Source organism: Paraburkholderia polaris (assembly GCF_012927345.1).
Taxonomy (GTDB): domain Bacteria; phylum Pseudomonadota; class Gammaproteobacteria; order Burkholderiales; family Burkholderiaceae; genus Paraburkholderia; species Paraburkholderia polaris.
The window spans coordinates 53,487-67,517 of sequence record NZ_JABBGJ010000012.1 but is presented as its reverse complement, the minus strand read 5'-3'; the positions used below and the strand labels follow the sequence as shown (position 1 = coordinate 67,517).

11 protein-coding genes and 1 pseudogene are annotated in these 14,031 nt (G+C 62.8%); 7 read left to right on the top strand and 5 right to left on the bottom strand.

Translation table 11 applies throughout. The annotated features are described in order from the left end of the window. Window positions 1–40: 40 nt before the first annotated feature. From HHL24_RS13010 to pdxR, 4 genes are all read right to left on the bottom strand, one after another. Complete coding sequence (locus HHL24_RS13010) at window positions 41–1,450, bottom strand: circularly permuted type 2 ATP-grasp protein (protein WP_169485979.1); 1,410 nt, start codon at window positions 1,448–1,450, stop codon at window positions 41–43. A gap of 473 nt (window positions 1,451–1,923) precedes the next feature. Next, window positions 1,924–2,376, bottom strand: a complete 453-nt coding sequence (locus tag HHL24_RS13005) for an HU family DNA-binding protein (protein WP_007177969.1) — start codon at window positions 2,374–2,376, stop codon at window positions 1,924–1,926. A 466-nt stretch (window positions 2,377–2,842) separates the two neighbouring features. Then, on the bottom strand, window positions 2,843–2,998 hold the full coding sequence (locus tag HHL24_RS13000; protein ID WP_169485866.1) for a hypothetical protein: 156 nt from the start codon (window positions 2,996–2,998) through the stop codon (window positions 2,843–2,845). A 9-nt stretch (window positions 2,999–3,007) separates the two neighbouring features. Further along, complete coding sequence (gene pdxR / locus HHL24_RS12995; protein WP_169485865.1) at window positions 3,008–4,486, bottom strand: MocR-like pyridoxine biosynthesis transcription factor PdxR; 1,479 nt, start codon at window positions 4,484–4,486, stop codon at window positions 3,008–3,010. Between the two features lie 106 nt (window positions 4,487–4,592). Between pdxR and HHL24_RS43610 the strand changes: the two are divergent. Continuing rightward, window positions 4,593–4,706, top strand: a pseudogene (locus HHL24_RS43610) (carboxymuconolactone decarboxylase family protein); the annotation flags it as partial. Window positions 4,707–4,964: 258 nt separating this feature from the next. On the opposite strand, the gene HHL24_RS12990 reads toward HHL24_RS43610, so the two are convergent. After that, window positions 4,965–6,506: a peptide MFS transporter gene (locus HHL24_RS12990; RefSeq protein ID WP_169485978.1), complete on the bottom strand. Its 1,542-nt coding sequence runs from the start codon at window positions 6,504–6,506 to the stop codon at window positions 4,965–4,967. 1,029 nt (window positions 6,507–7,535) lie between these two features. On the opposite strand from HHL24_RS12990, the gene HHL24_RS12985 reads away from it, so the two are divergent. The 6 genes from HHL24_RS12985 to HHL24_RS12960 all read left to right on the top strand — a co-directional run bounded on the left by HHL24_RS12985 (window position 7,536) and on the right by HHL24_RS12960 (window position 13,831). Further along, window positions 7,536–8,108 (top strand): cupin domain-containing protein, encoded by a 573-nt coding sequence (locus tag HHL24_RS12985; protein ID WP_169485864.1) that lies wholly within the window; start codon window positions 7,536–7,538, stop codon window positions 8,106–8,108. Between the two features lie 181 nt (window positions 8,109–8,289). Next, window positions 8,290–9,906, top strand: a complete 1,617-nt coding sequence (locus tag HHL24_RS12980; protein ID WP_169485863.1) for a peptide ABC transporter substrate-binding protein — start codon at window positions 8,290–8,292, stop codon at window positions 9,904–9,906. A 16-nt stretch (window positions 9,907–9,922) separates the two neighbouring features. After that, window positions 9,923–10,861, top strand: coding sequence for an ABC transporter permease subunit (locus HHL24_RS12975; RefSeq protein ID WP_169485862.1), 939 nt, complete (start codon window positions 9,923–9,925; stop codon window positions 10,859–10,861). A 3-nt stretch (window positions 10,862–10,864) separates the two neighbouring features. Continuing rightward, entirely contained in the window at window positions 10,865–11,779 is a 915-nt protein-coding gene (locus HHL24_RS12970; RefSeq protein WP_169485861.1) for an ABC transporter permease, read from the top strand. 1 nt (window position 11,780) lies between these two features. Beyond that, a complete protein-coding gene (locus tag HHL24_RS12965) occupies window positions 11,781–12,776 on the top strand; it encodes an ABC transporter ATP-binding protein (protein WP_169485860.1) in 996 nt (331 codons plus the stop codon). Continuing rightward, window positions 12,773–13,831 carry an ABC transporter ATP-binding protein gene (locus HHL24_RS12960; protein WP_230417432.1) on the top strand — a complete coding sequence of 353 codons (1,059 nt, stop codon included), beginning with the start codon at window positions 12,773–12,775 and terminating at the stop codon, window positions 13,829–13,831. Before HHL24_RS12965 ends, HHL24_RS12960 begins: the two co-directional genes overlap by 4 nt. Window positions 13,832–14,031 lie beyond the last annotated feature (200 nt).

Here is a 14,031-nt window from a genome sequence, read left to right as displayed (position 1 = left end):
AGCCACCGCAGCAACCGCAGCAACCGCATTGGCAACCGCGTCAGTCGACCATCCACGTATCTTTAGTCCCGCCTCCCTGCGACGAATTGACGACGAGCGAACCCTCCTGCAACGCCACGCGCGTGAGACCGCCGGCACACATTGTCACGGTCTTGCCGGACAGCACGAAGGGCCGCAAGTCGATATGGCGTGGCGCGACGCCCGCTTCGACAAAGGTCGGACATGCTGAGAGCGCCAGCGTGGGCTGCGCGATATAACCCGCGGGCCGCGCAATCAGGCGCTCGCGGAACGATTCGATTTCGGCTTTCGTCGACGCCGGCCCCACCAGCATCCCGTAGCCGCCCGCGCCGTGCACTTCCTTCACCACCAGCTCGGCCAGATGCGCGAGCGTGTATGCGAGATCGTCGGGCTTGCGGCACTGGAATGTGGGTACGTTATTGAGGATCGGCTTCTCGCCAAGGTAAAACTCGATCATTTCCGGCACGTACGGGTAGATCGATTTGTCGTCGGCGATGCCGGTGCCCATGGCGTTCGCAAGCGCGACACGTCCGGCGCGATACGCGGTCAACAGACCCGGCACGCCCAGCGCCGAATCGTTGCGGAAGGCGAGCGGATCGAGAAAATCGTCGTCGACGCGGCGGTAGATGACGTCGACGCGCTTCGGCCCCTGCGTGGTGCGCATGAACACATAGTTGTCGTCGACGAAGAGATCCTTGCCTTCCACCAGTTCGACGCCCATCTGCTGCGCGAGGAAGGTGTGCTCGAAATACGCGGAGTTGTACATGCCCGGCGTGAGCACCACCACGACCGGATCGTCGACGCCTTCGGGCGCCACCGAGCGCAGTGTGTCGAGCAGCAGATCGGGATAGTGCGCGACCGGCGCGATGCGGTTCTGCACGAACAGCTCAGGGAAAAGCCGCATCATCATCTTGCGGTTCTCCAGCATATAGGACACGCCCGACGGCACCCGCAGGTTGTCTTCGAGCACGTAGAAGTCGCCCTCGTCGCCCGCGCGCACCACGTCGACCCCAGCGATATGCGCGTAAACACCGAGCGGCACATTCACGCCCTGCATTTCAGGCCGGTATTGCGCGTTGGTATAGACCTGTTCGGCCGGCACGATCCCGGCACGCACGATATTGCGATCGTGATAGACGTCGTGGATAAACAGATTGAGCGCCTGCACCCGCTGGCGCAAACCGGCCTCCAGCGTCTGCCATTCGCTGCGCGGAATGATGCGCGGAATCAGATCGAAGGGAATCAGCCGCTCGGTGCCGGACAAATCGCCGTTCACCGCGAAGGTGATGCCGACCCGGCGGAACAGCAGGTCGGCTTCCGCACGCTTACGTGCGATCGCCTCGTTGCCCTGCTCCACCAGCCACCGCTCAAAGCGCGCGTAGTGTGGCCGCACGGAATCGTCATAATGACGCATCTCGTCATAGCATCGCATGTCACGCCCCGCTCTTGTTGTCGGATAGAAGGCGAATGCGCTGCGCATTCGGTGTTCGACACTCATTCAAGCAAGCGTTATGCCATTGAGCTTTTCGCGTGCAAAACACGCCGCATGCACGCGAACAGCGCATCCCGACCGGCATGGCCTCGCTGCCATCGTACTGCTGCGGCCCATGATGCGCTAGTACGGTGCAAAGGGGCACCGTGGCGGGCGGCGGCGGCCATTGCAAAACCGGGCGCGAGCCTCCATCGGAGCGACGCCGAACTCGCGCCAGGTTCGCGGCGCGTTTCCGGCAAACTCGCAAAACACCGGGACCGAGCATAAAAAAATCCCCGTGGATTTGCATCCACGGGGATTCGGACAACTCGCACTGCGGGTCGGCTCAAACGTTAACTACGGCAAAAGCGTACGGTTAAAAACGCACCGCTAAAAAGCCACGCTCAAAAACCGCGGTAACGCATGAAGCACGATCAGCCTGCTGCTGCGTCTTTCAGCTTCTTCAGCGGACGTGCCTTGATGCGCACGCTAGCCGGCTTGGCCGGGAACCAACGCTCTTCGCCCGAGAACGGGTCTTTGCCGAAGCGCTTCTTCTTCGCCGGCACAGCTTGCACGACGATCTTCAGAAGACCCGACAGCGTGAATTCGCCAGCGCCCTTCTTGTGCACAGCGCCGAGGATCGTGTCTTCGAGCGCGGCCAGCACGGCCTTGGCGGTCTTCGGTTCCACAGCGGCGCGTTCAGCGACGTGTGCAGCCAGCGAGGCCTTCGTGAAGGTGTCCTTGATCGGCGACGGAGCGCTGGACGCCTTCACGGCGACCTTCTTAGCTGCGACGGCTTTCTTCGCAGGGACTTTCTTTGCAGCAACCTTCTTGGTCGGTACCGGGGCAGCAGCCTTCTTGGCCACCTTTTTTGCGGAAGTCGGCATGTTTCTCCTACCTGTAGTGGTCAGTGAATTGCACGAAGCGCACACGGTATGTGCACGCTTCAACGCCGGATTCTACAAGCGCTAATACGATTTGCGCGACTCTTTTGTGTATAACAGCGAAGGTTTGTTGCGCGGCGCAGACTGCGCAACACATTTTGATCCTTGTTTTAGCGGGTAAACGTGCGTCTGCGTGCTTCAAAGAGGTCTGCAACACCAACACGTAACGTGCGTTACAAGTCATTTCGACGCATGAATAGAGGCACTTTCGACGCCAGGCGATAGCCGGCGGATGGCGACTCGATGGCCAAATCGCGACTCGCCCACGCGCTCGCCATGCCGATTCATACAGCGGAAAAAACACGCCCCCTGCAGCGAAAGTCACTGCAAGGGGCGGCTAACGTTGTTCTGCGACAGAAAATCGCAGGCCATTTCAAGGCGCGATCATGGCCGGCGGACGTGCTTCAGATCATGCTCGCTCTTTCACGTGGGCCCAGTACGCGTCTTCGTCGCGCGCCATACCGAGCTCGCCGTTGCGACAGGCGATCGCCAGCGCCAGATTGGCCTCGGGTAACTCCGCATTGGCCGCGCGTATCAGCCATGCCGGCATATTATTCGTGTGCACTTCGGTTCGTCAGCGCGCGAGGCGCGGCAGGATGCCGGCGAGCTTGGTAAGCGCCGCCTCGATATGTTCGACGGCGATGCTGCCGTAGCCAAACATCAAGCCGGGCTGCGGCTTCGCGCGCTGATAAAACGGCGCGAGCCCATACAAACCGATCGACGCTTCACGCGCGGCGCTCACCAGCGCCTCCTCGGTCAACGGCGCCTTCAGCCGCGTTGCCATATGGATGCCGGCGGTCGGCACGATCGGTTCGAACCAGGGCGCGAGATCGCCTTGCAGATGCTCCAGCAGCATCGCGCGGCGCGCCGCATAGGTCTTGTGCATGCGCCGCAGATGCTTGGCGAAGTCGCCGTTGAGCATGAAGGTCGCGAGCGCGGTTTGTGTGAGGGTGCAGCCGTGACAGTCGGCGATCTGCCTCGCCTTTAAGAGCGGTCCATTGAGGGAGGACGGCGGCACCACGTAGCCGACCCGCAGCTCCGGGAATATCGTTTTCGAGAACGTGCCCACGTAAGCGACGAGACCGGCGCGGTCGAGACTTTTCAGCGGCTCCATCGGCCGGCCTTCGAAACGGTACTCGCAGTCGTAGTCGTCTTCGATGATCACCGCGCCGCGTTTCTGCGCCCACTCGAGCAATTCGACGCGCCGCTCCAGACTCATCGGCATGCCGAGCGGGAACTGATGCGAAGGCGTCACGTAGACGAGCCGCGCCTTGTCCGGGAGCTTGCTCACGATCAGGCCTTCGTTGTCCACCGGCACCGGCACCACGCGTGCGCCCGTCGCCGTGAAGCACGCCTGGACCGGCGGGTAGCCGGGGTCTTCAAGCGCCGCGATTTCGCCGGGCCGCAATGTGATTCGCGCGATCAGATCGAGTGCATGCTGGGCGCCTTGCGTGACGATTACGTCGTCCCAGTTGCTCGTAACCGCGCGGTTGAACGCCAGGTAGCGCGAAATCGCAAGGCGCAATTCCTGCTCGCCGGCCGGGTCGCGATAGGTGCCTGGACCGCGCGCTTGCACACGTAAGGCGTGGTTCACGCAACGGCGCCAGACGTCGAAGGGAAACAGCGATTTGTCGGTCGCGCCGCCGACGAAATCGTGCGGCGAGGCCACCGTGGGCCGCGGCAACGGCAAGCTCTCAGGCATCTGCTCCCACAGCGGCTGGGCACGCGCCGCGGCTTTCTGCTTCGCCTTCGCCCGCTCGCGCGCCGACTCGGCGGCCAGTGCATGCGACGAGCGCTCCACCGGCAAACGCTCCAGACCATCGGCGACGAAGGTGCCCGAGCCGGCGCGGGCGCTCAGATAGCCTTCAGAGAGGAGCCGTTCAAACACGTCGAGCGTGGTCTTGCGCGAGACGCCCAATTGCGTGGCGAGATCGCGCGTGGAAGGCAACTGCGTGCCGCCGGCGAGGCGCCCTTCGAGTATGCCGGCACGCAACTGCCGGTAGATCTGTCCGGACAGATCGTGTCGCCCTTCTACCGTGATATGGATCTCCATCCGAGTGGTTACCTCAAATATCCAGGAAATGGTTATTCCGAAAGACCAGTGCCAACCGTAAGCTTACCTCCGTCGCCGCCATCGGAGCGGACACTTACGATAAGGGGAGGCGGTGAAGCCGCATTTCACCGAGCAGGAGATTAGCGACCTGGCGTTGCTGATCATTGCGATCAACGGCTGGAACCGAATTGCGGTTTCGTTCCGGAAAATGCCGGAGTAAATGCGCGGAGTAAATGCGCGGAGTAAATACGATTACGCGCAAGCGAGCGCAGTGCTGCGCAGCGCATAAAACGCAAAATGGCGCGCCCGTGTAATACGAGGCGCGCCATTTTTGTTGCGCTGCCGGGAGTGGCAGACGCATGGTGTCGAACCGCCGGCGCGTACTTTCTTGCGACCGGCCAGTGCTTTCGTGTGAACTGCGCGTACTTCCTGTGGCCGCTGAGCGGCGCTGTGGCGCCGCTATGCACGTCGCAGCAGATTACTCCGTCACCACGCCATTCAGAGCAGCCGCTTGCCGCGCGTTGTCACGCGCTTCGTCGCTGCAACGCTGATGTTCGCGCGACAGCTTGCGCATCAGCGGCAACAGCAGCACCGCCACCAGCGCGCCCACCGCCGCGAGCCAGCCCAGACCCGTAAACAGCTTGGTATACAGCGGCAGCGATTCGAGCGGATCCATATCGCCCGCCGGCATCTGCGCGAAGTTCGCGACCACGCTGCCCAGGTATTGCGACACACCGGTCGCCACGAAGTAAGCGCCCATCATGAAGCCGCTCATCCGCGCCGGCACGTAGCGCGCGATCATCGCGAGACCCAGCCCGCTCACCAGCAATTCGCCGAGCGAATACAAGCCGTAGCCACCGACCATGAACCACGACGACACGCGTCCGTTCACCGCGTAGTTGCCGCTCGCCGCGTACACGAAGAAGCCGGCCGCCACCACCGCGAAGCCGAACGCGTACTTGACGGCCACCGGCACGTCCTTGCCGCTCTTTGCGAGCTTCGTATAGAGCAGCGCGAGCACTGGGCTCAGCAACATGATCCAGATCGGATTGAGCGCCTGGAACTGCGCGGCGCTCCACGTGAACAGCGTCTCGCCGAACAGCATGAAGCGCGGATCGACGTTGCGCAGCGCGAACAGCGTGAGCGACGTCGACATCTGCACGTAGAACACGAAAAACAGGATCACCTGCGCGGTCAGGATCAGCGCGGCAACGAGGCCCGAGCGCTCCGAGCGTTCGCACTTCATCAGCATATAGCCGAAGATCGCCAGAATCGCGACGCCCGCCGTGTACACGCAGGCCACCGCAATCGCCTTGTGCTGCAGCACGAACATCGTTACCGTGCCGAGCACGATACCGCCCAGCGCGACCGCGCCGACACGCTTCCAGCGGATCGGTTCGGCGTCCGGCGTGGAGCCGATATGCGCGAGCGTGCGGAACATGATGAAGTAGTTCAGCACCGACAGCAGCATGCCTGCGCAGCAGACCGCGAATGCCGTGTGCCAGCCCCAATGGTCCTTGATCCACGGTGTCGCGAGCATCGACGCCGTCGAGCCGATATTGACCGCCATGTAGTAGATCGTGAATGCGCTGTCGATGCGTGCGTCGTCGCCTTCATAGATGCGGCGCACGAGATTCGCGGCATTCGCCTTGAAAAGCCCGTTGCCCACCACGATCACGCCGAGCGACGCGTACATGTAGCTCAATTGCTCGTTGGGCAGCGCCAGCATGAAATAGCCGGCCGCCAGCACGCCGGCGCCGAAGATCATCGTGCGGCGCGCGCCGAGAATCTTGTCGCCGATCCAGCCGCCGATCGACGGCGATGCGTACACCAGCGCCGTGAACGCGCCCCACGTGAGGGTGGCGTGGCTGTCGGTGAAGTTTAGCTTGTCGATCATGAATAGGACCAGCAGCGCTGCCATCCCGTAGTAGCCAAAGCGCTCCCACATCTCGATCAGAAAGACCGTCGAGAACGAACGGGTCTGCGAGACCGGTGCGCCGGCGGGATTGGACGAATTCATCATGTACCTCGTGTTCTTACGGTTGCGGCGGCGCGTAGGCTGGCCACGCGACGCGAAAAACTGGATCTGGAAAAACGGTCAGCGGACCATGCGCGACGCGACGCAGGCATTGGGCAATGCCTGCGCGTAGTCAGTGGCGCGCTCATCTACACGTTCATCTGGAAAACTGAGCTGCGCGCTCGTCTGCAAACTGAGCTGCAAACTGAGGCGCCAAGACCAGCAGAAAAACCAGGGGATGGGATAGAGGTCCGCCACGCGGTACGCCCCGCAGGAAGTCCCCCGCCCCGAAGGAAGTCCCCTTGGGGGATTGAGGGACGCTGCGCCACATTGGGCTCGGGCTCCGGCAGGCGGAACGGGCTCAATGATAAAGCATCGCGGGAAACGGGGGTCCGGCGGCCGGCGACCCGGAGGCCGACGAACAGGCAAGCGGCAGATGGCGGCCGCGCCGGGCGGCGGGCGCTAGGCCCGCGGCAGGAAAAATCGGCAGTGATAGTCATGTCCTCATGCCGGCGAGCGTTGGGATGGAACGTGCCGGACAACGCTCCGCCGCGCAGGATCGCTGCGCGCGGAATGAAAAACAGCGGTCGACGTCGCGTGTGATGCGAACAGGTGTGCCTACCGCCAAGCGGGGCTGATTCTGCAAATATAAGCATGGTTCGTCACTCAGGGAATTCACTGATACCAAGCCAATTACCGGTTCTTACAAGCAGGACACCTTCGTTGCGAAGTCGCATTTGACTGAAAATAGTCTTTGATGTCATGCCTTTAACGCCTCCTGATACTCAACCTGCATCAATGCGGGCAGCCTTCTGCATACCGCAGGCTTTACCGCATTCGCTTTCAATTTCTCGTCGATTACCGGTCAAAACGGCTGGCCCGGATTTCGGTTCTGGCAACATAGAGCGTTGTCTCGAAAATGCGGCCCCTTGCACGACCGGGCGCTGAACGGCCCGCCACCCCGGCCTGGACCGCAATCAAACCATATTTACTTATATCAAACAAATTTTGACGGGCTAATTTCCTCCTGCTATGGTCACGACAATTCAAAAGAACAACCCGGCATTCGAACTCGGCAGCAAGATCCGCGCGCTGCGGCAACGGCTCAAGCGCACGCTGGATGACACGGCAACAGCGGCGGGTATTTCCAAGCCGTTTTTGTCGCAAGTCGAACGCGGGCTGGCGTCACCGTCCATTACTTCGCTGGCCGGGATTGCCCAGGCACTCGGGGTGACGGTGCAGTATTTCGTCGACACACCTAGCGAAGAACGCTCTGTGTGCCGTGGCGATCAGTTGAAGTTTTTCGGTTTTGCGGACTCGGCCAATCTGTTTGCACGGTTGACCAATCTGACGGGCGGCCGTCAGCTCGAAGCGATCCTCGTAAGGATGCCGCCCGGGCAGAAACGCTCCGAAGTGACCACGCATGCCGGGGAAGAGTTTGTTTATGTGATCGACGGCGAAGTGTCGTTGACGCTGGAAGGCAAGACGTTCGTGTTGCATGCGGGAGACAGCGCGCATTACGAATCGACGGTGCCGCACAGCTGGGTGAATACCGCACGCAAAGAGTCGGTAGTCGTCTGGGTGGGCACACCGAGACTGTTCTAAAAGGCAGGCACCTTTTCCGGTTGATCCGGCCAGGGTTTGCCTGCATTACCAAATGTAAGGAATCCTGCATGTCGCGCAATCAACACGGGCAACAAGGGCCGCCCCGGCCCGAGCACCGCAGATAACCGGGCGCCTTAGCGCCAGCGCGTTCTTCTCTCGACCTTTCCTGCGATCTCAACCGATGAAAACCCCGTTCGTCTACGCGACGGCGCTGGCCGCGCTCGTCCTTACGTTTCAGCCCTCTGCCTTCGCCGTCACGGTGCCTGCGGGCATCACGCTCGCCGCCAGCCAGGAACTCACCCGCCAGGTGCCGGCCGAAACCGAATCGCTCGACCCCGCGCATATTGAATCGTGGACCGGCGACACGATCGCGCTTGACATGTTCGAAGGCCTGACGCGTATCGACGCGGCCGGCGCGGTCGTGCCAGGCGTCGCGCAATCGTGGACGCGCACCGGGCCGGATACGTGGGTTTTCAAGCTGCGCCACGACGCGCGCTGGAGCAATGGCCAGCCGGTCACCGCCGCTGACTTCGTCTATTCATGGCAACGCGTGCTCGATCCGAAGACGGGCTCGAAATACACGGTGCTGGTCGAATTCGTGAAGAATGCCAAGGCGATTCTCGCCGGCAAGGCACCGCTGACGAGTCTCGCCGCGCGCGCCATCGATCCGTACACGCTCGAAGTCACAACCGAAGTGCCCGCCGCCTTCTTCCCGCAACTCACCGCCATGCCGGCCATGGCACCGGTCAACCGCGCGACCGTTACCAAATTCGGTGGCGACTGGACCCGACCGGGCAACTTCGTCGGTAACGGCCCGTATGTGCTGACCGACTGGCAGCCGAGCAATCGCCTCGTGGCGACCAAAAGCAGCACGTACTGGAATGCCAGCAAGGTCGTGATCACGAAAGTGACCTATCTGCCGATCGAAAACGACGAAACGGCGATGCGCATGTATCAGGCCGGCCAGTTCGACTACACGTATTCGATTCCGTCGGGCATCTACACGCAGGTGAGCAAACAGTTCGGCTCCGAGCTGAAAACCGGCCTGCAGATCGCCACTTACTACTACAGCCTGAACAACGAAGACCCCGCATTCAAGGACAAACGCGTGCGCCAGGCGCTGGCGATGGTGCTGGACCGCGACCTGCTGACCAAGCGTCTGACGGCTGACGGCGAGGTGCCGATGTACGGCCTGATCGCCAAGGGCACGGAAGGCGCTAACGTCTTCACGCCTGACTGGGCAAGCTGGCCGATGGCCAGGCGCGTCGATTACGCGCGCAACCTGCTGAAAGCCGCAGGTTATTCGGACGCGAAGCCGCTGACGTTCACGCTCACCTACAACACCAACGACCTGCACAAGAAGGTCGCGCTGTTTGCCACGTCGGAATGGCGCACCAAGCTCGGCGTGACCGCCAAGCTCGAGAACGTCGAACAAAAGGTCCTGTTCAAGCAACGCCACGACGGCAAGGTACAGGCCTCGCGCGACGGCTGGTTTGTCGACTACAACGACGCCAACTCGTTTTTCGATCTGATCCGCTGCAACAGCGTGCAGAACGATCAGCGCTACTGCAACCCGCAAGTCGACAAGCTGGTCGATGAAGGCAATCAGCAGCTCGACGACGCGAAGCGCACCGCCCTGCTCTCGCAGGCGCACGAGCTGGCGATGAACGACTACCCCGTGGTATCGCTCTTCCAGTACTCGGCGGACCGGCTGGTCAAGTCGTATGTGGGCGGCTACACGTCGACCAATTACGTCGACCAGCGCGCCACGCAAGACATGTATCTGATCAAGCACTAAGCGCGGGAGCACCGTCATGCTGGCTTATACGCTGCGCCGCACGCTCTGGGCGATCCCGACGATTCTCGCCGTGATCACCGCGTGCTATCTGCTGCTGCACCTCACCCCCGGCGGGCCGTTCGACACCGAGAAGCACCTGTCGGCGGCCGTGCTCGCGAACCTCAACGCCAAGTATCACCTCGACGAGCCGCTGTGGCTGCAGTACCTCCATTACCTCGGCGCGCTGCTGCACGGCGATCTCGGTCCGTCGTTCCGCTACGCCGACTGGTCGGTCAACGATCTGGTGTGGAAGGCATTGCCGGTGAGTCTCGGCGTAGGCGGCGTATCGGTGCCGATCGCGGTCGTGATCGGCGTCACGCTCGGCACGCTGGCCGCTGTGCGGCGCGACCGTTTCATCGATCACCTGGTGATGGTGCTCGGCAATATCGGCAACGTGGTGCCACCGTTCGTGCTGGGTCCGGTGCTGGTGTGGATCTTCGCGATCCTGCTGAAGACCTCCGAAGGCCAAGGCTGGCTGCCGGCCGGCGGCTGGGGCGAAGGCGAGTGGCGCTATCGCGTGCTGCCGATCGTGCTGCTCACCATCATCAACGTCGCTGCGATCGCTCGCGTGATGCGCGGCAGCATGATCGAAGTGCTGTCGGGCAACTTCATCCGCACCGCACGCGCCAAAGGCCTGCCGGGACGCACGATCGTGTTGCGCCATGCGTTGAAGCCGGCGCTGATGCCGGTGGTGTCGCTGCTGGGCTCGATCTGCATCTCGTCGATCACGGCGGCGGTGGTCACCGAATCGGTGTTCGCGCTGCCCGGCCTCGGCCAACTGGTCGTCAACGGCGCGATCAACCGCGACTACACCCTCGTGCTCGGCCTCGTCGTGCTGACCACCGCGGTCGCCGTCCTGTTCAATCTGCTGGTCGATCTGGCGTACGCCTGGCTCGATCCGCGCATCCGGTACTGATCCATGCCCCGCTCAATTCAACCGACTGCCGCGGCGCTCGATCCGCTCGCGGCCATCGCAAGGGCGCCGCGTTCGCGCGGGCCGCTCGCCACCGCCGCGCTACGCTTCGTGCGCAATCGCGCGGCGTTTTCCGGTTTCGTCGTCTTGCTGCTGATCGTGATTGCCTGCGTGGCCGGTCCGTGGTTCCTGCCGAACAATCCGATCGACAGCGACTGGAGTGCGATCAGCCTCGCGCCGACGCTCGCGAACATGCACTGGTTCGGCACCGACGAACTCGGCCGCGACCTGCTCGCGCGCACGCTGCAAGGCGGACGCGTGTCGCTGGAAGTGGGTCTGCTCGGCACGCTCGTGTCGGGGCTGATCGGCGTGGCGTATGGCGCCACCGCCGGCTATCTGGGCGGCCGCGTCGATGCGGTGATGATGCGCATCGTCGACATGATGTACGCGATCCCCTACATGCTGATCGCGATCCTGATGATGACGATGTTCGGTCGCGCGTTCTATCTGGTCGTGCTGACGATCAGCGCGTTCTCGTGGCTCGACATGGCGCGCGTGGTGCGCGGCCAGACGCTGTCGCTGCGCTCGCGCGAATTCATCGACGCCGCCCGAGCAATCGGCGTCAGTTCGCCTTCGATCATCGCGCGCCACATCGTGCCGAATCTGCTCGGCGTCGTGGTGGTGTATGCCAGCGTGACGGTGCCCAACATCGTGTTGACCGAATCCGTGCTGTCGTTCCTCGGCCTCGGCGTGCAGGAACCCATGACGAGCTGGGGCGTGCTGATTCAGGACGGCGCGCAGAAGCTCGAATCGATGCCGTGGCTGCTGCTGTGCCCGACGGTGATGCTGTGCGTCACCTTGTATTGCGTGAATTTCGTCGGCGACGGCCTGCGCGACGCATTCGATCCGAAGGACCGCTGACATGCCGCTACTCGAAGTCAAAGACCTGAGCGTGCGCTTCACGCGCCGCGAGGGCGCACCTGTGGACGCGGTGCAGCGCGTATCGTTTTCGCTCGAAGCGGGCCGCACGCTCGGCATCGTCGGTGAATCGGGCTCGGGCAAAAGCCAGACCGTGATGGCGTTGCTCGGCCTGCTGGCCGGCAACGGCAAGGTGTCGGGCGCCGCGACCTATCGCGGCGAAAACCTGCTGACGATGAACGAAGCCGCGTTGAACAGGATTCGCGGCGACCGTATCGGCATGATCTTTCAGGACCCGATGACCTCGCTCAACCCGTTCCTGACGATCGAACGGCAGATGACCGAGACGCTGCAACTGCATCGCAAGATGTCGCGCCGCGAAGCGCGCCGCCGCGCCATCGAAACGCTCGAAACAGTGCGCATTCCCGATGCCGCGCGGCGCATCAACATGTATCCGCACGAGTTCTCCGGCGGCATGCGGCAACGCGTGATGATCGCGATGGCCCTGCTCTCCGAGCCGGAAATCCTGATCGCCGACGAGCCGACCACCGCGCTCGACGTGACCGTGCAGGCGCAAATCATCGAATTGCTGCGCGAACTGAACCGCGAACGCGGCACCGCGATCATTCTGATCACGCACGACATGGGCGTCGTGGCCGGGTTGTGCGACGACGTGATGGTGATGTACGCCGGCCAGACCGTCGAACAGGCGAACGCCGCCACGCTGTTCGCCGCGCCCACTCATCCGTACACGATCGGTCTGCTGAACGCGCTGCCGCGCCTGACCGACGACGATGACCGTCCGCTGCAAACCATTCCTGGCAACCCGCCATTGCCCGGCGAAGTCGGCGAGGGTTGCGCATTCGCGCCGCGCTGCACGTATTGCAGCGATCGGTGCCGCGAGTCGCGGCCTGCGCTTACGGCGTCGCCGACGGCTGTCGACGCGTTGCGCGCATGCCACCGGCCGGTGCGGGAAATCATGGAGGTACAACACGTATGAACACCACTTCCATTGCAAGCCAAGGCCAGCGTCAAGGTCAAGGTCAAGGTCAAGGTCAAGGCCCGGCAACGCTGTTGTCGGTCGACAATCTCAAGGTGCAATTCGGCGTGCCGCGCGGCGGTTTTCCGTGGTCCGGCAAAGCGACGCTGCGCGCGGTGGACGGCGTGTCGTTCAGCGTGCGGCGCGGCGAAACCGTGGGCCTCGTCGGCGAATCGGGTTGTGGCAAGTCCACGCTCGCGCGCGCGATCATCGGCCTCGCGCCGGTGGCGAGCGGCAGCGTGCGCTGGCTCGACAAGGAAACCGTGCTGCCGGACGCGCGCCGCGATACCTCGCGTTTGCGCCGTGACGTGCAGGTGATTTTCCAGGACCCGCTCGCCTCGCTCGATCCGCGCATGACGATCGAACAGATCGTCGCCGAACCCTTGCTCACGCATGGCCAGGACATTGCCCGCACCGACGTGCAGCGGCGCGTTCTGACCATGCTTGAACGCGTAGGCCTCAACGCGCAGCATCTGCGCCGCTATCCGCATGAGTTTTCCGGCGGCCAGTGTCAGCGTGTCGGGATTGCGCGCGCGCTGATCGGTGAACCGCAACTGGTGATCTGCGACGAGCCGGTGTCGGCGCTCGACGTCTCGATCCAGGCGCAAATCGTCAACCTGTTGCGCGATCTGCAGCGCGAGTTGTCGCTGTCGCTGCTGTTTGTCGCGCACGATCTCGCGGTCGTCAAGGCGATCAGCCACCGCGTGCTGGTGATGTATCTGGGTCGTGTGATGGAGTTCGGCGACAAGCGCGACGTATATGGCACGCCGCGTCATCCGTACACCCGCGCGTTGCTATCGGCGGTGCCGGTGCCCGATCCGGTGGTTGAACGCGCACGCCGTCATCTGCTGTTGCGCGGCGAGATTGCGTCGCCGCTCAGTCCACCCTCCGGTTGCGCGTTTCGCACGCGCTGCCCGGATGCGATCGAGGCCTGCGCCAGCGAGATTCCGCAGCCTGTCACGCACGGTGCGAGCGCGACGCGCGTTGCGTGCATTCGCGTGAGCGACGCCCCGTAGGAAGTTCTCTTGGGGGATGCTTCAAAGGAAGTGTCCTTGGGGCACGCCCCATAGGAAGCCCCCTTGGGGGCACTGAAGAAAACAGTCTGAAAACTTAAAACCGTATTCCCTGGCGCGGCGGGCCGTCGCGCTGTTGGATTCGTTCGTCCTGTCATCAGCGGGACGAGCGATAAACGTGGACTGGCTAACCGTCAGCCAAA

What these genes read in the sequence shown, in the direction of transcription:
- HHL24_RS13010 (WP_169485979.1), bottom strand. Translation starts at nt 1,450, where the DNA reads ATGCGATGCTATGACGAGATGCGTCATTATGACGATTCCGTGCGGCCA.
- HHL24_RS12975 (WP_169485862.1), top strand. Translation starts at nt 9,923, where the DNA reads ATGCTGGCTTATACGCTGCGCCGCACGCTCTGGGCGATCCCGACGATT.
- HHL24_RS12980 (WP_169485863.1), top strand. Translation starts at nt 8,290, where the DNA reads ATGAAAACCCCGTTCGTCTACGCGACGGCGCTGGCCGCGCTCGTCCTT.
- HHL24_RS12985 (WP_169485864.1), top strand. Translation starts at nt 7,536, where the DNA reads ATGGTCACGACAATTCAAAAGAACAACCCGGCATTCGAACTCGGCAGC.
- HHL24_RS12965 (WP_169485860.1), top strand. Translation starts at nt 11,781, where the DNA reads ATGCCGCTACTCGAAGTCAAAGACCTGAGCGTGCGCTTCACGCGCCGC.
- HHL24_RS12960 (WP_230417432.1), top strand. Translation starts at nt 12,773, where the DNA reads ATGAACACCACTTCCATTGCAAGCCAAGGCCAGCGTCAAGGTCAAGGT.
- pdxR (WP_169485865.1), bottom strand. Translation starts at nt 4,486, where the DNA reads ATGGAGATCCATATCACGGTAGAAGGGCGACACGATCTGTCCGGACAG.
- HHL24_RS12990 (WP_169485978.1), bottom strand. Translation starts at nt 6,506, where the DNA reads ATGAATTCGTCCAATCCCGCCGGCGCACCGGTCTCGCAGACCCGTTCG.
- HHL24_RS13005 (WP_007177969.1), bottom strand. Translation starts at nt 2,376, where the DNA reads ATGCCGACTTCCGCAAAAAAGGTGGCCAAGAAGGCTGCTGCCCCGGTA.
- HHL24_RS12970 (WP_169485861.1), top strand. Translation starts at nt 10,865, where the DNA reads ATGCCCCGCTCAATTCAACCGACTGCCGCGGCGCTCGATCCGCTCGCG.